This window comes from Nostoc sp. 'Peltigera membranacea cyanobiont' 213 (genome assembly GCF_002245975.1).
Lineage (GTDB): Bacteria > Cyanobacteriota > Cyanobacteriia > Cyanobacteriales > Nostocaceae > Nostoc.
The window spans coordinates 50,244-70,726 of the sequence record NZ_NOLI01000012.1; the positions used below are offsets into that span (position 1 = coordinate 50,244).

The 20,483-nt window shown below is 42.5% G+C and carries 23 protein-coding genes; 7 read left to right on the forward strand and 16 right to left on the reverse strand.

Annotated elements, in window-relative coordinates:
• Positions 1-63 precede the first annotated feature (63 nt).
• The 7 genes from rpsC to rplC form a co-directional block, all read right to left on the reverse strand.
• On the reverse strand, positions 64-846 hold the full coding sequence (gene rpsC, locus CDG77_RS05855) for a 30S ribosomal protein S3 (RefSeq protein ID WP_094328459.1): 783 nt from the start codon (positions 844-846) through the stop codon (positions 64-66).
• Positions 847-899: 53 nt separating this feature from the next.
• Positions 900-1,256, reverse strand: a complete 357-nt coding sequence (rplV, locus tag CDG77_RS05860) for a 50S ribosomal protein L22 (RefSeq protein ID WP_094328495.1) — start codon at positions 1,254-1,256, stop codon at positions 900-902.
• An 80-nt stretch (positions 1,257-1,336) separates the two neighbouring features.
• Positions 1,337-1,615 (reverse strand): 30S ribosomal protein S19, encoded by a 279-nt coding sequence (gene rpsS, locus CDG77_RS05865; protein WP_012410721.1) that lies wholly within the window; start codon positions 1,613-1,615, stop codon positions 1,337-1,339.
• 99 nt (positions 1,616-1,714) lie between these two features.
• Complete coding sequence (gene rplB, locus CDG77_RS05870) at positions 1,715-2,578, reverse strand: 50S ribosomal protein L2 (protein WP_094328460.1); 864 nt, start codon at positions 2,576-2,578, stop codon at positions 1,715-1,717.
• A 140-nt stretch (positions 2,579-2,718) separates the two neighbouring features.
• Positions 2,719-3,033: a 50S ribosomal protein L23 gene (locus CDG77_RS05875; protein WP_094328461.1), complete on the reverse strand. Its 315-nt coding sequence runs from the start codon at positions 3,031-3,033 to the stop codon at positions 2,719-2,721.
• Positions 3,026-3,664 carry a 50S ribosomal protein L4 gene (rplD, locus tag CDG77_RS05880; RefSeq protein WP_094328462.1) on the reverse strand — a complete coding sequence of 213 codons (639 nt, stop codon included), beginning with the start codon at positions 3,662-3,664 and terminating at the stop codon, positions 3,026-3,028. Before rplD ends, CDG77_RS05875 begins: the two co-directional genes overlap by 8 nt.
• A 103-nt stretch (positions 3,665-3,767) precedes the next feature.
• Positions 3,768-4,400 carry a 50S ribosomal protein L3 gene (rplC, locus tag CDG77_RS05885; protein WP_094328463.1) on the reverse strand — a complete coding sequence of 211 codons (633 nt, stop codon included), beginning with the start codon at positions 4,398-4,400 and terminating at the stop codon, positions 3,768-3,770.
• Positions 4,401-4,646: 246 nt separating this feature from the next.
• On the opposite strand from rplC, the gene CDG77_RS35210 reads away from it, so the two are divergent.
• Positions 4,647-4,838: a hypothetical protein gene (locus CDG77_RS35210; protein WP_143856962.1), complete on the forward strand. Its 192-nt coding sequence runs from the start codon at positions 4,647-4,649 to the stop codon at positions 4,836-4,838.
• A gap of 491 nt (positions 4,839-5,329) precedes the next feature.
• Entirely contained in the window at positions 5,330-5,806 is a 477-nt protein-coding gene (locus tag CDG77_RS05890) for an NAD(P)H-quinone oxidoreductase subunit N (protein ID WP_094328464.1), read from the forward strand.
• 137 nt (positions 5,807-5,943) lie between these two features.
• Here the strand turns inward: CDG77_RS05890 and CDG77_RS05895 are convergent, their stop codons facing one another.
• Both CDG77_RS05895 and CDG77_RS05900 read right to left on the reverse strand, forming a co-directional pair.
• Positions 5,944-6,327 (reverse strand): GNAT family N-acetyltransferase, encoded by a 384-nt coding sequence (locus tag CDG77_RS05895; protein WP_223269715.1) that lies wholly within the window; start codon positions 6,325-6,327, stop codon positions 5,944-5,946.
• A 56-nt stretch (positions 6,328-6,383) separates the two neighbouring features.
• Complete coding sequence (locus CDG77_RS05900; protein ID WP_094328465.1) at positions 6,384-7,211, reverse strand: ABC transporter permease; 828 nt, start codon at positions 7,209-7,211, stop codon at positions 6,384-6,386.
• A gap of 596 nt (positions 7,212-7,807) precedes the next feature.
• On the opposite strand from CDG77_RS05900, the gene CDG77_RS05905 reads away from it, so the two are divergent.
• The gene (locus CDG77_RS05905; protein ID WP_094328466.1) at positions 7,808-8,347 is read left to right on the forward strand and encodes a DUF3172 domain-containing protein; all 540 of its coding nucleotides are present in this window, start codon (positions 7,808-7,810) and stop codon (positions 8,345-8,347) included.
• 127 nt (positions 8,348-8,474) lie between these two features.
• Here CDG77_RS05905 and CDG77_RS05910 read toward each other — a convergent pair whose 3' ends face one another.
• On the reverse strand, positions 8,475-9,233 hold the full coding sequence (locus CDG77_RS05910) for a DeoR/GlpR family DNA-binding transcription regulator (RefSeq protein ID WP_094328467.1): 759 nt from the start codon (positions 9,231-9,233) through the stop codon (positions 8,475-8,477).
• Between the two features lie 357 nt (positions 9,234-9,590).
• On the opposite strand from CDG77_RS05910, the gene CDG77_RS05915 reads away from it, so the two are divergent.
• The 3 genes from CDG77_RS05915 to CDG77_RS38430 all read left to right on the forward strand — a co-directional run bounded on the left by CDG77_RS05915 (position 9,591) and on the right by CDG77_RS38430 (position 13,035).
• Complete coding sequence (locus tag CDG77_RS05915; RefSeq protein ID WP_094328468.1) at positions 9,591-11,510, forward strand: transketolase C-terminal domain-containing protein; 1,920 nt, start codon at positions 9,591-9,593, stop codon at positions 11,508-11,510.
• A gap of 302 nt (positions 11,511-11,812) precedes the next feature.
• Complete coding sequence (gene tnpB, locus CDG77_RS05920) at positions 11,813-12,901, forward strand: IS200/IS605 family element RNA-guided endonuclease TnpB (protein ID WP_223269716.1); 1,089 nt, start codon at positions 11,813-11,815, stop codon at positions 12,899-12,901.
• A gap of 8 nt (positions 12,902-12,909) precedes the next feature.
• The gene (locus tag CDG77_RS38430) at positions 12,910-13,035 is read left to right on the forward strand and encodes a hypothetical protein (RefSeq protein WP_262985135.1); all 126 of its coding nucleotides are present in this window, start codon (positions 12,910-12,912) and stop codon (positions 13,033-13,035) included.
• A gap of 17 nt (positions 13,036-13,052) precedes the next feature.
• Here CDG77_RS38430 and CDG77_RS05925 read toward each other — a convergent pair whose 3' ends face one another.
• From CDG77_RS05925 to CDG77_RS05950, 6 genes are all read right to left on the reverse strand, one after another.
• Positions 13,053-13,892: an AMIN domain-containing protein gene (locus CDG77_RS05925; protein ID WP_094328469.1), complete on the reverse strand. Its 840-nt coding sequence runs from the start codon at positions 13,890-13,892 to the stop codon at positions 13,053-13,055.
• Between the two features lie 186 nt (positions 13,893-14,078).
• Complete coding sequence (locus tag CDG77_RS05930) at positions 14,079-14,576, reverse strand: hypothetical protein (RefSeq protein ID WP_094328470.1); 498 nt, start codon at positions 14,574-14,576, stop codon at positions 14,079-14,081.
• Positions 14,577-14,580: 4 nt separating this feature from the next.
• Complete coding sequence (locus CDG77_RS05935) at positions 14,581-16,791, reverse strand: cation:proton antiporter (RefSeq protein WP_094328471.1); 2,211 nt, start codon at positions 16,789-16,791, stop codon at positions 14,581-14,583.
• Between the two features lie 467 nt (positions 16,792-17,258).
• Positions 17,259-18,548 (reverse strand): cation:proton antiporter, encoded by a 1,290-nt coding sequence (locus tag CDG77_RS05940; RefSeq protein WP_094328472.1) that lies wholly within the window; start codon positions 18,546-18,548, stop codon positions 17,259-17,261.
• 153 nt (positions 18,549-18,701) lie between these two features.
• Positions 18,702-19,136 (reverse strand): hypothetical protein, encoded by a 435-nt coding sequence (locus CDG77_RS05945; RefSeq protein WP_094328473.1) that lies wholly within the window; start codon positions 19,134-19,136, stop codon positions 18,702-18,704.
• A 198-nt stretch (positions 19,137-19,334) separates the two neighbouring features.
• Positions 19,335-20,081 (reverse strand): GDSL-type esterase/lipase family protein, encoded by a 747-nt coding sequence (locus CDG77_RS05950; protein WP_181154367.1) that lies wholly within the window; start codon positions 20,079-20,081, stop codon positions 19,335-19,337.
• A gap of 228 nt (positions 20,082-20,309) precedes the next feature.
• On the opposite strand from CDG77_RS05950, the gene CDG77_RS38435 reads away from it, so the two are divergent.
• Positions 20,310-20,444, forward strand: coding sequence for a hypothetical protein (locus CDG77_RS38435; protein ID WP_258169696.1), 135 nt, complete (start codon positions 20,310-20,312; stop codon positions 20,442-20,444).
• Positions 20,445-20,483 lie beyond the last annotated feature (39 nt).

Genomic DNA, 20,483 nt, shown 5'->3' on the forward strand with positions numbered 1-20,483 from the left:
GAATTAGGGATCGGGGATTGAGAATTCTTACCCAGTCCCCAGTCCCCAGTCCCCAGTTCCCGTTTACCCTTCATTTGAGCGGTCTTCAAATTGCTGGCGACGACGTTGTTGTTGACGGCGACGGGGTTCGCGATCGCGATCGCGGGGATCTCGTTCGCGATCGCGGCTTGCTGGTGGTGGGGGTGTCTCTTCCTGTCCAGGAATAATTTCTCCCTTAAATACCCAAACTTTGATGCCCAAAATGCCGTAAACAGTTTTTGCCGTGCAATAAGAGTAGTCAATGTCAGCCCGTAAGGTATGTAAAGGTACTCTACCTTCACGAGTCCATTCTGTCCGGGCAATTTCTGCACCGTTGAGTCGGCCGCTGACTTGGATTTTAATCCCTTGAACACCAGCGCGTTGGGCCCGTTGAATCGATTGCCGCACTACCCGCCGAAACGAAACCCGACGTTCCAATTGTTGAGCAATGTATTCAGCAATTAGGTAGGCATCAGCATCAACTCGTTGAACTTCAACTACGTTAATGCGAATTTGGCGATTGCTACCCAACAGTCCTTGCAGTCCGGTTCGCAAGGATTCGATACCTTGTCCACCACGTCCTACTACTACACCAGGTCTAGCTGTACGTACTTCTAAGTCGATTTGGTCGGCTTTGCGCTCAATCCGCACTTCGGAAATCCCGGCGTTGTTTTGAGCCTGTCTACCCAGCTTTTGTTCTATGTATTGACGGAGTTTGTAGTCTTCTTGTAAAAGTTCTGGATAACGGTCAGGAACAGCAAACCAACGGGATTGATGTTCGTGTGTAATACCCAGGCGAAAACCAACTGGATGAATCTTCTGTCCCACGAATGCTTCCTCTAAGATTTCTTACTTTACGTAATTTATTCGTGTAAGCGTGCTTATTTTTCTGGGGCGGCTCCAACAGCCACAGTAATATGACACGTTGGCTTGCGAATTTGGTAAGCTCGACCTTGCGCTCTTGGTTGGAACCGCTTCAACGGTGGCCCTTGATCGGCGTAAGCCTGAGTAATCACTAATTTAGTCCGGTCTAACCCAGCGTTGTGTTCAGCATTAGCGGCAGCGCTTCTGAGAACCTTCAATATGGGTTCAGTGGCGCGATAGGGCATGAATTCCAGGATGATTAACGCTTCTCGGTAAGATCGCCCCCGGATTTGATCGAGTACCCGACGCACTTTGTAGGCCGAGATGCGGATAAAACGAGCGATCGCTTTTACTTCAGTAGTATTAGTAGCCATAATTTTCTCCAATTTTGTCATTTGTCATTTGTCACTTGTCACTTGTCTTTAGCTAATGACTAATGACTAATAACTAATGACTACCTACCCGCTTTTTTGTCGCTTTTTCCATGACCCCTGTAGGTGCGTGTCGGGGCAAATTCACCCAACTTGTGTCCTACCATTTGTTCGTTTACAAAAACTGGAACGTGTTGTCGTCCGTTGTGAACAGCTATGGTATGACCTACCATTAGGGGCAAAATTGTCGAAGCTCTTGACCAAGTTTTAATAACTTCTTTTCTGTTGTTGTCGTTGAGCTTTTCAATTTTTTTTAAGAGATGATCCGCAACGAAAGGACCTTTTTTTAGAGAACGACCCATAGTTCAATTTTGGATTTAGGATTTAGAAATTAGTAGTGAGGAGTGAGGAATTAGAAGTTAGATTTTACTCTCAACTCATAACTCTTAACTCCCAACTCTTTAAGACTCACGACCACCGCGACCGCGTTTAGAAGACTTCCGGCGACGACGCACAATGAATTTACTGCTAAGTTTTTTGCGATTGCGTGTCTTCGCGCCCAATGTGGGTTTACCCCAAGGTGTAACAGGCCCCGATCTACCGATAGGCGCTCTACCTTCACCACCACCATGTGGGTGATCCACTGGGTTCATGACGCTACCCCTAACCTTTGGACGGCGACCTTTCCAGCGATTTCGTCCTGCTTTACCTGCGCTCAGGTTTCTCGCATCGGTGTTGCCTACTTGTCCAATGGTGGCGTAGCATTCGCGCCGAATTAAGCGGACTTCTCCTGAAGGCAACTTGAGAGTTACATAATCACCTTCTTTTGCCACAACTTGAGCGCTAGCACCAGCAGCCCGCACGATTTGACCACCTTTACCAGGAGTCATTTCTACGTTGTGAACGCTAGTACCCAAGGGAATCCTAGATAGAGGTAAAGCATTACCATCTTCAAAAGGAGACTCAGGTCCAGAAATAATTATTGTTCCAACTTTCAACCCGTTGGGATGAAGAATGTACCGTTTTTCGCCATCTTGGTAATACAAAAGGGCAATTCGGGCATTACGGTTTGGATCGTATTCAATTGCTGCGACTTTGGCAGGAATATTATGTTTATCCCTTTTAAAATCAACGATCCGATAAAGTTGTTTGTGTCCGCCACCCCGGCGACGACTGGTAATCCGCCCGGTATTATTCCGACCTTTGGCGCGATGCTTCGAGGTAGTTAGGGATTTTTCTGGCTCGGTTTTTGTGATTTCCGCAAAGTCAGAAACTGTAACTTGGCGAGTGCTGGGGGTATAAGGGCGGTAAGAACGAGTACCCATAATCTATTTTGGATTTTGGATTTTGGATTTACTTAATTTCGGATTTTGAATTTTGGATTTAATGAGTGTTTAACTAATTACGACCATTGTTGGTACTTATTCAGTAAACTCCTCAATCTAAAATCTAAAATCTAAAATTCCTAGACTTCAGGGAATAGAACTTGTCTAATCTTTTCTTCATCCCCAGGTGCGACTGTAACAATAGCTCGCTTGTATTGGGGCTTATAACCGATAAATTTACCAACGCGCCGCTTTTTACGTGGTGGTAAGGTGGTGTTGACTTTTACAACCTTGACCTGAAATAAGTCTTCGATCGCAGCCTTGATTTCTGGCTTAGATGCCTTTGGAATTACTTCAAAGGTGTACTTATTCTGTTCCATCAAGATGGTCGCTTTTTCGGTGACGATTGGGCGACGTACTAAGTCGGCAAGATCGCGGGGGTCAAAGCTAGGCACTGTAGACCTCCTGAATTTTTTCTAGGGCTGATGCCGTAACTACAATTTTGTCAGCGTGCAGTAAATCAAAAACATTTAACTGGTCGGCTGCAATTAGTTTTAAATTTTCAATGTTGCGGCCTGACAAATAAACGTTATCTGTATCCGCAATTTCAGACAAAATTAACAGTGCCTTGCTTTCTGGCACTACTCCCCAACGAGCAAGTGCTGCCACTAAGTCTTTAGTCTTTGGGCGAGATAGCTCGGTGCTAAATTCTTCTACTACGATCAAGTCTTCAATGCGGCTCACAAATGCTGTCCGCAGCGCTAAACGTCGCTCTTTGCGGTTCAACTTAAGGTCGAAGTCTCTGGGTTTTGGCCCAAAGATCACACCACCACCACGCCACAGTGGTGAACGAATAGACCCTGCACGAGCGCGACCAGTACCTTTTTGCCGCCAAGGTTTACGACCGCCACCTCTAACTTCAGCACGAGTTTTTGTACTGGCATTTCCTTGACGAGCATTAGTCAATTGCCGTACTAAGGCGCGGTGTACAATGTGAGACGCTGTTTCTTCCTTGGCAACGCGCAATTCGAAGGTCGTCTCGCCGACCTGTTCTCCTTGCCAATTTTTAACTACGCTTTCAACCATCTTTCTTATTTGTCCTTTGTCCTTTGTCATTTGTCATTTGTCTTTTGCCATTTGTCTTTAGCCAATGACTACTGACTAATGACTTTTGACTAATGACTTTTGACTATCCCACTAATTTTGCAGGTACAACACTTACTAAAGCGCCTGGTTTACCAGGAATGGCTCCCTTAATTAGCAATAAATTGCGTTCTGCATCAACTCGCACTATGGTCAGCTTACGGATTGTGATGCGTTTCCCACCTAAACGTCCTGCCATCCGCTTACCTGGATAGACACGACCGGGTGTTGTACCAGCACCAATTGAACCTGGCGCTCTGTGGTTTTTGGAACCGTGTGACATAGGCCCACGACCAAAGTTGTTGCGCTTCTGGTTTCCGGCAAAACCGCGACCGATGCTTGTGCCGACTACATCGACAATTTGACCCGCACTAAAAATATCTGCTTTAATTTGTTGACCTAAGGCATAATCACTAGAACCATCGGTGTGATATTCATTTAGGTGACGCAATGCAGGGGCAGATGATTTAGCTAAATGACCCAATAGTGGTCTGTTCAGTGCCTTTGGTTTAACTTCGCCAAAACCAACTTGAATGGCAAAGTAACCGTCGGTTTGTTTCGTTTTAACTTGTGTAACGGTGCATGGCCCTGCTTGAATGACAGTCACAGGAATGGCTACTCCTGCTTCGTCAAATATTTGGGTCATGCCCAGCTTGGTGCCGAGAATACCTACAGACACAGTAACTGGTTCTCCTTTCTACTTGCTGACCTTGGAATTGGACTCTAGAGGACACGCTTTGTACGCATCAGTTTAGGCTGGGTTAGCCTGCGAAATTTGGAATGGCTTAAGTAAACCAATCCAAATGCTTTTGGGACACAACAAACCGTGTCCGTACTGCTTGGTGAATCTGTTTAGCTTCACTCAATAGATCACCAGAACAGCTACAATTCTCTTCTTTTTAGGAAGGAGTAACTTCTGGAATCAATGCAAGGCGCTACAGTTTTAAGCTGTGTGCAGCAATGCTTTCGTCCAAGCAATTGCTTTGGCACTTTCTGGAGGCAGCGCTGTCGGCGGGTTTTCCGATTGGTATACGCCTTTTTAGACGGTTTCCCGGAGGTTGGCTACTGCCGTGTTGCAGTTGGACTTAAGCGATTTTTACCGCCCAGTATCCGTTAACTGAGACTGACGTAATGCCATGAAACCAACATTGCTGCTCAGTTTTACTTCCTTAAATACCTTAAACTATTGTTTAAGATTTCGCCTGCCTTTTCAGAGGCACAGGAGTAAATTGACTCTGGAGCTTAGGATTGGCTTTGATTGTTCATCCATAAGTTCCAATGTTGACCTGAAAGCTTTCTTAGTTTACCAGTCTACGAGCAATCTGAGTTAGATTATCCAATTTGGATTAAATCATCAGCTTTTAATGCTAACACTACCTCAGAATGACAGTAAAATGTCTACCTAATTTGCGTGTTTGGTCACAATCTAATAATATAAATTATTTATTTATGTTTGTCCAGTAATTTAGAGAGCTATTTTTAGGGAGTAGGGGAAGAAGCAGGGGAGCGGGGGGAATAGCTAATGTCTAATACCCAAACAAAATGCTTTTAATCTATCGGTTCAGGGTAAATAATAGAGATATCTAAGTGGGATAACGACAAAAATCTATGGCACTAATTACCACTGGCAACGGTTTGATCCGCGATTTGGAAAAATTTGGCGCTCTTGGAGTGTATATACCTCTGGAAGGGGGTTATGAAGGTCGATATCAGCGCCGACTCCGCGCAGCTGGCTATACTACCCTCCACATTACTGCAAAGGGACTGGGCGATATAGCTGCGTATCTCACAAGAATTCATGGAGTCAGACCTCCTCATCTTGGTAAGAAAAGTACTGGTAGTGGTGCGGCAGTAGGTCAAGTGTACTATTTACCACCAATTCTCAGTTCTCATCTAGAACAGTTACCACCAAAATCAAAAGGGCTGGTCTTGTGGATTATTGAAGGGCATATTCTTTCCAATGAGGAACTTGAGTATTTAACGAATTTGCCTCAGTTAGAACCACGAGTGAGAGTAGTAATTGAGATGGGTGGCGATCGCTCTTTCCGTTGGACTTCTCTAGAAAAAACTCTGTTAGCTAGTTAGTCCTTGGTCATTGGTCATTAGTCATTTGCTTAAAACTAATGACTAATGACTCAATTCAATCAGCATTTCAATAATGCTGAGTCGAAAACCACAAGATAAAAATAGCCGCCGTGAAGCTTCGTTAATAACTGCTGTATCTAGACGAATTTGTTTAACGCCCATCTCATGAAAGCGTTCAATACTGAGCTGAGCATCACCATCTGCCGCGTAATTCCGTTTTGGCGATGTTCTGGCTCAATCCAGATATCATGGATAAAAGCAAATTCTTGTAACCGATAAATTGGTATTTCTCGCTCAATTGTCGCCACGAGAAACCCAACAAGTTGCCCTTCATTTTCGGATACTAGAAATATACTGCGCTCGCTATTTGCTAAACGTGTCAACCATTGTTCATAACGCTGTTCTGGATTCGGTAGAAAACCATATTTGGCAGAATCCCAAGACTCATGCAAAGCACAAATTTTGGCAACCATTGGTAAAACTGCGGGTACATCAGCTATGGTAGCGGGACGAATCAGCATAGGTTCTAGAATTTGTTGCAGAAATGGTAGAAGTGGCTCAGTTTGTAATGAAAGTTTTAATCTTGTTGGTGAGCGAATTTATAACCACCCCACAGAGAAAGCGCGATCGCGATCGCTAGCAAAATCGGTATGCTATACCAAGGAAACTGGGATAAGGGTAAATGGGCTGCTGCACGCAGTCCGATGCTGGCGTAGGTGAGTGGTAACAGGTAAACTACGACTTTGAGGGCAGCCGGTAATGTACCAGGGTCAAAGAAGGTTGCCCCCAAGAATGACATGGGGATAATTATAAAATTGTTGTAGAGTCCGACTGATTCGAGCGATCGCACACTCAACCCTACAATCACCCCTAATCCAGCAAATACCGAACAATTTAGCACTACCAATAGTAAAAATAGTGGGTTGAGAAAATTCCAGTTTCCAGTCAACAGCAGCGCTACCAAAATCACAGAACCAGATGTCATCAACCCCCGTACTACTCCTGCTAGCATTTTTCCGATATGCAACGCTAAGGGATGTATGGGAGTTAACAGCAATTCCTCGAAGGTTTTGCTAAATAGCCTGTCTCCACAAATCGAAAATGTCGTTCCACCAAAGCTAATTGTCATTGACGATAGCGCTACCATCCCCGGTAATATGAATTCCAAATAGTTATTATAGTTACCACTAATCCCTGAGCCTGGTTTGATGGAACTACCCAAACCTAAACCAAAAGCTAAAATATATATCAGTGGGGATATTAAGCCTGATGCAGCAACTTGTACGATTCTTACACGTAAATCTAACCAATCTCCCCAAAAAATAGTCAGACTATCAGCTAGGAAAATTTGGAGTTGCGAAGTTTTGAACCTCTTGGCCGAAAGTAGCGCTCTTTGAGATGTCACGTGCTTTCTATTACTTATCAAAATTTCATTAAGTATTAATTTACATTGTTTGACATATCAATTACTAGGGGGAACAAAAATATCCCATCCTAAAAATTTAAAATTAACAACAAAAGCCTGGGAATCAAAGCATTCTGACTGCATTAATTTTGAAAATTCAATTAGTACTATCTGACAAAAATCAAAAATATGGTATAATTTAGTCGCAAAATATAAAGCCAATTAAGCAACTTAAACAGGATAAAGAGTCATAACTAATAACAATTCGTTAACGATCTAAATAAAGAAAATACTCACCAATTATTCAAGATATAAACAACAGACGATAAGGTTTAAATTTTGGTCAAACAAGAAGCAAATCAAGTATTTTCAGTAGTTTAAAACTAATATTGGTTCGGACTAAGGGCTAGAACCGCTTATTCACAACCTTTATTTTCGTATACTAAGTTACCTAAACAAGTTATTATTTTTCTCATTTAACAAGAATATCGCAGAGAAAATTGCAGGCAATTACAGTCAAGACTAGGCATACTGAAAATAGAGAGAAAACTTTAGACCACTCCCTCCAAAATCGACGTGAAGGTGATTAAGCAACAATGAGACGTAAACCCCCTGGTAGATCGGCTACTACTTCTAAACCCTCTATTTTCCAATCCCCTATGTTTAACCTCTTCACCATCGCAATTATGGGAGGGGTGTTAATTTTGGGAATTGGAATTGGCATTGCTTTTAGTTCTACAACAACGTTAGCCCCATCAAATGTGGCTTCCCGCGAATTCATTGACACCAAAGCACCAAACCCGGAAATTTGTGTGCAGTATGGAGCCAGCGCGATGGTGATGGACGCTAGACTGTTTGTTACTCTCAACCCTTTTAATGTTTATGTTGCCCAACCGAGTATGCGTCCTGGATGCGTGATCCGACAAAATAACTGGGCGCTTTTAGAGAACCGCAAACTGGTGACATCGGATCAGGTAAATGAGTGCAAAAATCGCCTGAATACCTTTGGATTTACAGGTAACTTAGACAGTGGCCAACCTGATATTAGGTGTATATATCAGAATGAAGCTGCTCAAAACTTCTTTACGGCTCAACCTGGAGCAGTGGGAACGCCTCAAGAAACGGATAGATTTTAGATTTGGGGATTGGGGATTGAGGATTGGTTATTGGTTATTAATTCTTCTCCCTCACTCCCTCATCTCCCCCTTCTCAAGAACTGCTCCCCAGTCCCTAGCGATCGCATCTGCTCGCATCAGATCGTGGTTACTCATCGCGGATAATGGTTAAACCTAAAGCTTTGTAGGCACTCAGCATACTATTAGATACTGTAGGTGCTGTTACAAGGTAAGTCAGGGCGCAAATGGACTCCACTAGATAAGGAGCAGCCGTGTCCAATTTTTCTGCTGTCACTAATCCTACTACCTCGGCCGATCCAGCAATCATGGCTCGTTTAACGTGGGCTTCGTCTAGGTTAGGCACACTAATCCCAATCTCTGGATGCAAACTGCAAACCCCCAGCATACACAAATCTGCACGAATCATCCGTAATGTCTCAATCGTAACAGTACCCACATTCACCAAGGCTTTTTTGTAAAGTTGTCCACCTAACATCACAACCTCTATATGGGGATGTTCTGCTAAAGCAAGAGCAATTGGCGGACTATTTGTGATCACTGTCGCGTGCAAATCTAAGGGCAAATGTCGTGTCACTTGGAGAGTTGTTGTACCTCCATCTAAAATCACCACCTGTCCTTTACAAACTAATTTTGCTGCTGTCCGAGCGATCGCTTCCTTTTCTTTTGGCGCTTGCTTTTGGCGATCGGCATAACTGGCGGTGGCTGGAGATTTAAGGAGCGCTCCCCCATGAACGCGTTGCAATAATCCAGTTTCTGCTAGTTCTCGCAAGTCCCGCCGAATCGTATCCTCAGAAACCTTCAGAACAGCACTAAGTTCTGTCGAAAGTACCTTTTTATCACGACGCAGAATTTCTAAGATGAATTGTCGTCGTTCAGCAGTTAGCATAATTAATTTTCCTGAAATTGCGTTTTTGAACTTGAAATTGCACGTTTGTGAGTTTATACTTATTGAAAAGCAGCAACTTCAATTGAATTCAATCACGTTCATGCATAGCTGAATGTGTTGATTTTGACATTTGATGAAACCAGATGGTTCCAAGTGGTTGGTCTTAGCTCCCAATCTGACAATTTAGGTCATCTGGAAAAAGCCACGAAAAACCTAACCCCCTAACCCCCTTCCCGACGCGGGAAGGGGGAAATTTCAAAGTCTCTCTCCTTTTAGGAGAGAGATTTAGAGAGAGGTTTTCCACATAACGTCAAAAGTCAGAGTTCACAATTCCCAGTCCCCTTTAATAAAAAAACCATGACTATTATTAATACCCAATTTCCAATCGATCTCGGTGCTTACCAATTTTTAGCGCTCAATCCAGCCAATTCGAGCCTTACAGATGAACAGCGAAAGACTTTAAAAGCAAATATTCAACTCTGCCGGGATGCGATCGTCTTTTTTACCGCGACTGGCGCTGCTAGCGGAGTGGGCGGTCATACTGGCGGGCCTTATGATACAGTTCCAGAGGTGATGATTCTCGATGCCTTTTTCCGGGGAGCATCAGAGCAATTTGTACCGATTTTCTTTGATGAGGCAGGACATCGAGTTGCTACTCAATATTTGATGGCAACGTTGCATGGTGACTTACCTGCCGAGCAACTTTTACGTTATCGCCAAGCACATTCTCATCTGCCAGGACACCCCGAACTGGGACTAACCCCTGGTGTGAAATTTAGTTCTGGTCGCCTGGGACATCTTTGGCCCTACATCAATGGTGTGGCGATCGCAAATCCAGGCAAAGCAGTTTTTTGTCTCGGTTCCGATGGCTCACAGCAAGAAGGCAACGATGCTGAAGCTGCTCGCTTGGCTGTTGCTCAACATCTCAACGTCAAGTTGATAATTGATGACAATGATGTAACGATCGCTGGACATCCTTCTAAATATTTACCTGGTTTCAGCGTCGCCAAAACCTTAGAAGGTCACGGTTTGAAAGTACTTCAGGGAGATGGCGAAGACTTAGACGATTTATACCGTCGCCTGTGTGAAGCTGTGAATACTCCCGGAGCGATCGCTATCATCAATAAACGCCCGATGTGTCCTGGGATTGAAGGTTTAGAAGGCTCTACTCATGGTCATGATGTAATTTCTGTAGATTTAGCAATTAAATATCTAGAATCTCGCGGACAAACTGCGGCGATTGAATACCTGAAGAGGATTGAAAAACCCAAGCAAACATATACATTTCTGGGTTCCAGTGACAAATGGGGCGCTAACCGCAATGTCTTTGGTGAAGCCGTGGTAGCTGTCCTCAGTCGCATGAGTGAGGCGGAGCGTAAAGAAAAAGTCAAGGTCATTGATAGCGATCTAGAAGGCTCCTGTGGGTTGAAGAAAATTCACGATACATACCCTGAAATATTTATTTCTTCAGGCATCATGGAACGGGGCAATTTCTCTGCTGCTGCTGGATTCGGAATGGAAAAGGGCAAGCAAGGTATTTTTGCGACTTTCAGCGCCTTCTTAGAAATGTGTATTTCAGAAATCACAATGGCACGGCTGAACTATTCTAATGTCTTGTGCCACTTTTCCCATGCGGGTATAGATGACATGGCAGATAACACCTGCCATTTTGGTTTGAACAATATGTTTGCTGACAATGGCTTGGATGATGGCTATGCAACACAGTTGTACTTCCCGGCAGATATTAATCAAATGACAGCTTGTGTAGAAGCTGTGTTTCATGAGCCTGGATTGCGGTTTATTTTCTCCACTCGTTCCAAAGTGCCCAATATTCAGGACAGTAACGGTAATGATTTATTTGGAAGTGGCTACAAATTTGTTCCTGGTAAAGATGAGGTTGTCCGAGAGGGAACGCAAGGCTATATCATCAGTTTTGGTGATGCTCTCTACCGTGCCGTTGATGCTGTAGAGCATCTTAAGCAAGAAGGGCTAGACGTTGGTTTAATTAACAAAGCAACTTTAAACATCATTGATGAAGAAATGATTACCAAAATTGGTAATGCTCCTTTTGTGCTTGTAGTAGAAGCCTTCAATCGGCGGACTGGTTTAGGCAGCCGTTTCGGTTCTTGGCTGCTAGAGCGCGGGTTGACTCCCAAATATGCCCATTTAGGAACTCATAAAGAAGGTTGCGGTGGTCTGTGGGAACAGTACCCATATCAAGGTATCGATCCAGTCAGCATCATCAATAAGGTGAAGGAATTAGTTGGAAAAAGGTAATAGTTGCTAACTGGACAAATATCTAAGGAATAAGAATTAAATAACATACAATTTATGTCCGGTCCTTACCTCACCCTCAATCCCTCTCCTTTATAAGGAGAGGGAAGCTAGATACGGAATGAAGTTTTGCATTTTATTTAATCCACGTTCCTAAATTAGGGCATGGGGCATTGGTTTGATTTCTGCAAGCCGCACACTCGTGACTTCCAGTCATGAGTTAGGCGTTCCATATTTCTATATTTAGAATACCAGATGGTTGCGTATTATTGTAAGATTATCACAGAGAAATATCTATTAGAGAGATGCAAAAAGCGTTTAAAGTTACACTAATTCCTAATCACAATCAAGAAGTCTTAATTAATAAGACAATTGGTTGTGTAAGGTTTGTGTATAACCGCTTTCTGGCATTGAGAAAAGAACTATATAGTACTGAGCAAAAAACCTTAAACTACAATGGTTGTAGTCAGCAGTTAACTTTACTCAAAAAAGAGATTGAATGGCTCAAAGAGGTAGACAAGTTTGCCTTACAGAACTCACTTAGGAATTTAGAGACAGCGTATAAAAACTTTTTTGCTGACTTCAAGAAAGTTAAAGGTAGAAAAAACTTAGGCTTTCCTAAATTCAAAAAGAAGTATGGATGCAAACAGTCCTACAAAACCAACCTGACTAACGGTAATATTCAGATAATACAAAATCGTTTAAAACTTCCCAAGATGGGATGGGTAAGGTTCCACAAGTCTCAGGATATCGCTGGAACGATTGTAAACGTTACTGTAACTCGCACTTCATCGGGTAAATATATTGCTAGTATTCTGTGTCAAACAGAGATAGAGAAACACTCTCAAGTTGCTCAAAATATTGGTTTAGACTTGGGGATTAAGTCTTATCTCGTTACCAGCGACGGTGAGGTTGTAGATAATCCCAAATATTATCGGACACAAAAAAGGAAGCTACGCAAGGCACACAAAAAACTATCCCGCACTGTAAAAGGTAGTAGGAATAGAGCCAAAGTGAAAATCAAGCTGGCTCGTACTTACGAACGCATTACGAATTTGAGAGATGACTTTCTGCATAAGCTATCAACTCGTTTAATCAAAGAAAATAGTATTATCTGTATCGAGGATTTGCGAGTTGCCAACATGGTAAAGAATCAAAAACTAGCACTGAGTATTTCAGACGCTAATTGGTCTAAGTTCGTTGCCATGCTCGAATATAAAGCTTTGTGGCATGACAGAATTGTACAGAGAGTTGGCACATTTTATCCTTCGTCTCAGACTTGCAACTGTTGTAGTTTTATTAACCCATTGGTTAAAGATTTAAGGTTGCGTGAATGGTCTTGTCCACAATGCAATAGTTATAATTCGAGGGATAAAAACGCAGCGCTTAATTAAGTGAGGGTTTGAGATTACTAACCGCCGTCGGTACGCCGGAGGTTATAAAAAACGCCTGTAGAGAACTTGTAAGTCCTGAAGTAATTCAGGCAGAGATCGTTGAAGCAGGAATCACGCCACTTTTAGTGGTGTGAGGTTCAATTTCCATGCCCTATTTATTTTTGGGTAAAGGTTGACCAAACTCGATTACCTGGGGATTGGAAACATTGGGGGTTGTTGGAACTGGAAATTCTGACACACCAGAAGGAGGAATGTTATTCAAGTTACCGAGTTGATTTGGGAAAGAAGGAGGGGGAAGAACCAAAGCAGGTTGTTGAGAGGATGTATTCGGAGTTAGGGGAGGTACAGTGACAAAAGGCTGTCCTGAGTTATTAGTAATTGTTGAGGGTAGATCGTTTGATATCGGCGGAATTGTGAGTAAGGGCGCTTGTAAATTAGTAGTAGTTACGGGTAGGTTACTAGGCTGCTGTGGCTTATACAGTGTTTGAGATTGTTTCTTAGATGAAGATGGGGAATTTCCTAGTTTCACGGCAGTAGTTTTACCAGAAAAAACCGGACGTAATACCCAGCGAGTGGAGTTTTTTCGGGAAATGGGTTGCAGTTGTACCTGTTTAGGATTAAAAACAATTCCTGGTGCTAAATCTAAGACAATGCGTGTGTCATTTGCGTTCAATTGAGAAACACGAATACTTTTGATTGCTCCAGAATAATTTTGTTGTGTGGAAACTTTGCCCAACTTAGTATTCGGTAAATCTAGAACAAGCCGAGAGGGTTGGGCTAAGTAGAAATAATGAGGTATTGTGCCTGCTGAGAGGGTGATTTCGAGTTGCTGTGTCTTGGGTGAAAACCGCCAATTATCTAGCTTTGCCCCAGGTGTAGCAGCAGTAGTGCAAGTTTCGAGGGCGATCGCTACCCAAAAGCCTAATAGACTGATGTTAAATAGTTGCTTGCGCCATTGGCAAAATAGCCTAGTCTTTAGTCCCTGATTCATTCTTTTTATCTGCTCCATAAAACCCATACAATGCGATCGCATTGCTTTTTAACCAATATTGGGGTCAAGTCCCCATCCCATAAGGGTTAATTGTTTTGTGTTGTGGTTGAAATCCCCACGCGCATTACATAATTACGAATTACGAATTACGAATTACGAATTATTTAATCCCCACTCCCCACTTCATCACTTCTGAGATTTCTCCTCGGCTTTTTGGGGCACAGCAGTAAATTTCCGGGTTTGTGGAATGTCATTTACGGTTAATTGACCTGTCAGATTACCTTTATCCACAAGTTGCATTTGAATTGTGACTGAGTTCAGCGGATCGTTTTGGGAGTGAGGAATATTACAAAGGATTGATTTGCCAACTTTCCCAGATAAATTTAATTGTTGATTTCTGAAGATGCCTGCCAGAGAGTGCTTTTCGTCAGTATCGGCTTTAGCATTTGCCGGTAATACAGAGGCATTTAAGTAAATACCCGACTGCTCAATGTTTAACGTTAGGGTATCCGATTTTTCACAGTTAGGCAAATTCTCTGACAGGGTTAGACGATAGCGGCCGTTAACGGCAGGAGGAGCCTTAAGATTGTTTTCCCCATAAACGCTGACAGTTTTAAACAACAGTAGCACTGAAACTATTGCTACTCCGTAAAAAGCTAAAGATTTGAAGTTGAAATGATTCATGTTCTCAACTCCTCAATGTTGGTTCTTGACTACTAACTTCAGGAAGCATAGAGGCAAGGTGAGCGGTAACTTGACTGTAGCGGCGGGTAATCAGCAACGAAGAACGACATTGGATAGCTAGTTGATCTGTATATCTTCCCAAGGTTTGGCGCTCGATACCCCACGCGCGGCTGGTGCCAGCAATAGTTAAGTCAACACCTTCTGAAGCTTGAATTACAGCTTGGATTGGTTCTGGGGCTTCGAGAATTTTGATTTCAATGCGATCGCGTACACTGGTGGGCAATTGCTCCATCATTGCGTTCAGTTCGTAGCTCAATTCTTCCTTGGTATGATTTGCTACTATTTGCAATATCTGTAAAATACAAGTCTCACGATTGATTAGCAGTCTCAGAGCTAGTATTAGTGCTAAATCATCATGGATATTGGCAGAATAAGGTACGAGTAAACTTTCTAATTGCTCTTTACCTTTATCTACAAATACTGCTACATCTACTGGTGCGGTGGTAAGCATTTGTCCAACTCTTCCACCTAAACGATTACTACTAAAAGCTGGCCGATGCCAACCCACCAGAATTAAATCAACTTGTTCTAATATGGCAATTTGTGCGGTTTCGCGGGCAACGTTGCTAGATATGCGAACGATAGGATGCACGCAAGAACGAGTTTCTGGCGGTTCGAGAGTATTAATCAATTCTTCTAGTTGGTGGCGGCGCTGGGCAATTAATCGATCTGCTTCAACTGGGGTACTTTCAAAGGCATAGTCTTCTTGAAATTCAATCAGGCTAAGGGGGTTAACAACGGCAGGATATCGATAATTAAGAGCAACACCGACGGCGGGCTGTGCCAAGGCTACTGCTAACTGTACTAAACCTTTTTGGGTACTGGGATTAGCTACCGGCACCAAAATTCGGAAAGGATGAGGAGAAGGTTTACCTCCAGCAGAGGTATCTATACCTGTTACTGCTTCCGATTCCGGTTCCACAACATCTAACCTGATTAGCTTTTTCGGATATGTCCATTCCAGCAGTGGCGAGGTCATGAATGTAGTTACCAATGCCATAATTACCAGCATGGTAAATATTAAGGGCGAAATTACCCCTAACTCTAGACCAATATTTAGCACTATTAGTTCGGTTAAACCGCGAGTATTCATTAACCAACCGAGTGCCGAGGCTTCCCGCTTACTAATGCCACTAACACGGGCTGCGACATAAGTACCAACATATTTGCCTGCGATCGCCACTCCTAAAACCAACGCACACAAAAGCCACAATTCGGGACGGTTGAGCAAGCCAATTTGTGTCTTTAAACCACTGTAGGCAAAAAATATTGGCAGCAAGAATATCAGCACAAAATCTTCGGTTTTTACTGCTAATTCCCGCACTAAATCTTCATTTTTGGGCATTGCTGCTCCCAGTAAAAATGCCCCAAAAATTAAGTGAATACCAATTAGTTCGGTAATTAATGCCGATGCAACCACACCCATATAAATCCCAGCCAGCAGTAATTGGCTGAGTCGTCCTGCACGGAGGTAGTGTTTGGCAAGGCGCTGGAGGAACCAACGTCCCGCCGTCAACATCAAGCCGATGTAAACGATGCTGGCGATAATTGTGGGTATAGCACCAGCAAAGTCACCAGTTCTAGCTACTGCGATCGCTACTGCTAACAAACACCAAGCTGTCACATCGTCCACGGCTGCACAAGTTAACGCCAAGGTTCCTAAACGGGTTCCTTGTAAATTGTTTTCAGTAATGATTCGCGCCAACACTGGAAAGGCAGTAATGGACATTGCCGCCCCCAAAAACAAAGCAAAGGCGGTGAATGATACACTGGCATTAGAAACTAGGGGATAAAGGATTACCGCTAGCAATGTTCCTAAAGAAAACGGCACCAAAATGCTGACATGAGAAGTTAAAATAGCTACTTCCAATTGTCCGCCGAGGTATTTGGGATTTAGTTCTAGCCCAATCAAAAACATGAAAAATATTAGTCCCACCTGAGACAAAACATTTAGAAAAGGAATAGTTTCTGGTGGAAACAAGGTAACTGCTAGATCGGGAGCAACTAAACCAAATAAAGAAGGGCCGAGCATAATGCCGGCGACAATCTCACCAATTACTAGCGGTTGCTTAATGGAACGAAATGCTAGCCCTACTAGCCTTGAAAGTCCAATAACAATCAGCACCTCAACCAGAACAAGAATAACTATGTGCATGGTTTCCTCACAATTAACTATCTGGTTTCTCTAAGATAAATCTTTAAAAGATCGAGAATTTTCAAGTTCGTTAGATACAACCAAGATTAATTTGCACTTAGTTGTAATGTCAATTACTGAGAGGACGCAGTTGCAGAGATGAAAAAGTAATTATAATGATTCTAATAGCTAAATGTAGAATAACTCCGAATTATCTAAACAAAAAATAGATAATTGGTATTGGTTTCGTAGTATTCCTTAAAAGCAGGCACTAATAAATTAGCCGTTATATAGGACTGCTATTTGATTTTTGGACAAGATTAAGTACACATCTATATCCTTATTTTCTGTTAACAGTTCTCTAGCTTCGCAGATAATTTCAGGAATGAAATCGGATTACTCTACCTTAGAGTCTAAGCGGATAATTTTACCCAACGCCTATGTAATTAATATCAGTAAATTTGGAATTGTTTTCTATTTATATTTACTTAAGCAGAAGATTTATCATAGCTTGTACCGTGCAATAAAAAGGCAATCAGTGGTGATGCCATGAGTGTAGTAATGACTGCCATAATAACCATTATAGTGAATAAAGTCGGAGTAATTATACCTTGCTCAAGACCAATATTGAGGATGATTAACTCCATCAAACCACGAGCATTCATCAGAGCGCCAATAGTGGCAGATTCGCGCCAATTTTCCCCCGCCAATTTTGCAGCCAACATACAAGCAACACCTTTACCGAGAATTGCGATCGCAATAATTAAGAGTGTAACTCCCCATAAAGTAGGTGTGTTTACCAATCCAATTTGAGTGTTCAGTCCAGAGAAGACAAAAAATATCGGTAGCAAAAAAGAAGTAGTTAAAAACTCAGTATATTGGCGAATTTGTTGGGCGAATTCTCCTCGTGGTGTCACTGCTCCCAGCACAAAAGCGCCGAATATTGCATAGATACCTGTGATATCGGTAAACCACGCACAAAACATCAAAATTATCAACATCAAAGTTAGAGTTTGTCTATTCACACCTGCATCGCGTTTTGTCATGCGTGCGAACACTCTCAATAGAGGTTGACCGAGAAAAATTGCAAATAATATATAGCAAATGCCACCACCAATTGCTAATATGGCAATGCTCAGAGAATTTTTCACGCTAGCAAGGACGATCGCTAGCAAACACCAAGCAACTCCATCATCTACCGATGCTGCACCTAAAGCCAACGTACCAAAGCGGGTTTGTGCAAGACCGCGTTCGTAAAGAATACGAGCTAACATCGGAAATGCTGTAATTGTCATCGACGCACCCAGATACAAAGCGGCTGACCAAGGCGTTACCTTTGGTTGAAAGAAATCGCCATTGTGATAAAACCAAAAAGATGCGATCGCTCCTAAAATAAAAGGAGTAAAAATCCCAACAGCAGATAGCAAACTTGCACTTTTGATATGATGTTTTAAGAGTTTGGTGTTGAACTCTAAACCAATCAAAAACATATAAATTACCAACCCAATCTGGCTGATAGCATATAGAATTGACATCGACGGATTGGGTATCTTGAGTCCGACAGCAGTGATGATTGGAAGCTTAGGAAAAAGCCATTGCTGAAAATCCGGTGCAATCAATCCCAAAAGTGATGGCCCTAGCATTACGCCTGCAATCATTTCGCAAACAACATCAGTTTGACCAAGATAACGCCGTCCTAGAATCGTCACGATGCGACAAGTAGCTAAGATAATTGTGAGTTGCAAAAATAGCTGAATAATCAGATCAAAATTTGACATTGCACTTCCTTAATTTGCGTCTCTGCATTGAAAACTTTGATTCCGGTTCCCCCTTTTGTAAGGGGGGTTAGGGGGGATCTAAAAGTGCCTAAAATCACGGCGAAATACTTTTCAAACATGCTCTTAACGATCGGTCTTTAAGTGGACACAATATTACAACCACTCACCACCCCGGAAACGCCAACGGAGGAAAATAATTCGCATCAGGCTTTGTGAACTAATAAAAACTGCTAGCCACACGACGCTATAGTGCAATAAAAAAACTGCTAGAGGTAATTCTTCTTTAGGTAAAGGTATTGGTAAAAAGCCAAATAGTTTTACTCCACAGAACACAAATGCTAATTCCCATATACCAGCTAAAAGTTGATAAACTGCGGGCCAATCCCTATCCCATCGGGATTTCTGAAGATGGTTATAAAGCACATCCCAACCTAAGCCAAAGACGGCGACATAACCAAGTATCCAAAAATAAACAGAGTTAGCGCCAGGGCCAATCAAACCCAGTGCAAAAGGCAAAGATACAAGTACGCCGACAGTTAGAATTAATAATAATCGAGTTTGCCAACGACCAAATAAAGTTGGTGTCATAAGAGTGATTAGTTAGGATTTAAGAGACGCGATTAATTGCGTCTGTAATGAAAAGAGAAAAATTAGAGTTTTTATAGATTGATTATCAAAGGATGCTACATCGACTCTCGTTCATAAATTAGTTAAGATTGTGGTACTTTTGCGAAGATAGCGAATACGAGAATATAGGCTAACTCGAAAGCACCAACATATCTATAATTAGGATGGTTTAAGATGATAATTAAATTCAGAATGGTAAGCTGCATTGGCAAAGCTTACTGAATGTATCGCATCCCAGTCGATCGCATCTTCTAACAAAGCTTGATAACCAAGTGTATTGGGATGAAGACCATCTTCACTCAGACGTTTAAGCCGCCAGTTTTCACCGCGTTCCATCCACTGCTCAAAAATATCCAAATAGGGAATCTGTCGTTTGCTGCAAGCAATTCTAGTTGCTTCTTTGTAGCGGTACTGATCGGCATGATTATAGTAAAAACAATCTAAAAATGGCATCTTGGCTTCATCTACTGGCACCATGCCCACAAATAACACAGGACAGAGTTGTTGTGCTAAATCTAGCAGAGAACCAATTTCTTTTTCAAATAGGGTAAAATCTGTGTAAGTTCGACCATCGGGACGCGCCAACCGCGCTGAGTCGTTCACGCCTACGGATAAAATAATCAAGTCGGGGACACGATTTCGCAGTTCACCCCGGTGGCGAAATTCAACTTCTAGCCTTTGGGCTACTTGTTGCGTGCGATCGCCTCTTACGCCTAAATTATAAAGAACATGACCGGCACTATCCGGCAACATCCACCATCGCCGTAGTTGCTCGATCCAGCCTCCTTTTTCTGGATCGCCGAATCCATAAATTAAGCTGTCCCCCAGTGCGACAATCTTCATTGGCTGAAAGTGATTTGGCGGTACAGACAGCTGCATTGAGGAAGAAGCTATAAATGTGTGCATTTAACAACTATATTTTATATCTTTACAAGATTCTATACATTTCTATACCATAGATGACTATCTTTAGTGTCTAAGCATCTATGAGGTTTCTATTTGTCGATTATAGTTGCAAGGTTAATATCATCGCAGTTGAGCCTCAAGTCTGCGTTAGCAACAATCCTAATAGTCTCCCCTTGCATCTGTAGCTCTGAACCCACGCATGTAATGGATGCAATGCAGTCGTGAAATGTGGCCCGCACCTTTACCAGTAGGAATGGAGTTGCAAATATTACTTTAATTCAGGGTGCGATCGCATTCTTTGAGGAATTTCCTAGAGGTGAAGAGAAGCAATCAGAAAATATAAAGTTATGTAAATTAAATTAACAAACATAACAATAAATTGTAATAAATAATGATGCGGCA

Excerpts from the sequence above, each read along its gene's own strand:
- tnpB (WP_223269716.1), top strand. The coding sequence starts at position 11,813 with ATGCAAAAAGCGTTTAAAGTTACACTAATTCCTAATCACAATCAAGAA.
- CDG77_RS05890 (WP_094328464.1), top strand. The coding sequence starts at position 5,330 with ATGGCACTAATTACCACTGGCAACGGTTTGATCCGCGATTTGGAAAAA.
- rplD (WP_094328462.1), bottom strand. The coding sequence starts at position 3,664 with ATGGTTGAAAGCGTAGTTAAAAATTGGCAAGGAGAACAGGTCGGCGAG.
- CDG77_RS35210 (WP_143856962.1), top strand. The coding sequence starts at position 4,647 with ATGCAAGGCGCTACAGTTTTAAGCTGTGTGCAGCAATGCTTTCGTCCA.
- CDG77_RS05905 (WP_094328466.1), top strand. The coding sequence starts at position 7,808 with ATGAGACGTAAACCCCCTGGTAGATCGGCTACTACTTCTAAACCCTCT.
- CDG77_RS05945 (WP_094328473.1), bottom strand. The coding sequence starts at position 19,136 with ATGACACCAACTTTATTTGGTCGTTGGCAAACTCGATTATTATTAATT.
- CDG77_RS05940 (WP_094328472.1), bottom strand. The coding sequence starts at position 18,548 with ATGTCAAATTTTGATCTGATTATTCAGCTATTTTTGCAACTCACAATT.
- CDG77_RS05895 (WP_223269715.1), bottom strand. The coding sequence starts at position 6,327 with ATGCTGATTCGTCCCGCTACCATAGCTGATGTACCCGCAGTTTTACCA.
- rpsS (WP_012410721.1), bottom strand. The coding sequence starts at position 1,615 with ATGGGTCGTTCTCTAAAAAAAGGTCCTTTCGTTGCGGATCATCTCTTA.
- CDG77_RS05925 (WP_094328469.1), bottom strand. The coding sequence starts at position 13,892 with ATGAATCAGGGACTAAAGACTAGGCTATTTTGCCAATGGCGCAAGCAA.
- rplV (WP_094328495.1), bottom strand. The coding sequence starts at position 1,256 with ATGGCTACTAATACTACTGAAGTAAAAGCGATCGCTCGTTTTATCCGC.
- CDG77_RS05910 (WP_094328467.1), bottom strand. The coding sequence starts at position 9,233 with ATGCTAACTGCTGAACGACGACAATTCATCTTAGAAATTCTGCGTCGT.
- CDG77_RS05950 (WP_181154367.1), bottom strand. The coding sequence starts at position 20,081 with ATGCACACATTTATAGCTTCTTCCTCAATGCAGCTGTCTGTACCGCCA.
- rplB (WP_094328460.1), bottom strand. The coding sequence starts at position 2,578 with ATGGGTACTCGTTCTTACCGCCCTTATACCCCCAGCACTCGCCAAGTT.
- CDG77_RS05930 (WP_094328470.1), bottom strand. The coding sequence starts at position 14,576 with ATGAATCATTTCAACTTCAAATCTTTAGCTTTTTACGGAGTAGCAATA.
- CDG77_RS05915 (WP_094328468.1), top strand. The coding sequence starts at position 9,591 with ATGACTATTATTAATACCCAATTTCCAATCGATCTCGGTGCTTACCAA.
- CDG77_RS05935 (WP_094328471.1), bottom strand. The coding sequence starts at position 16,791 with ATGCACATAGTTATTCTTGTTCTGGTTGAGGTGCTGATTGTTATTGGA.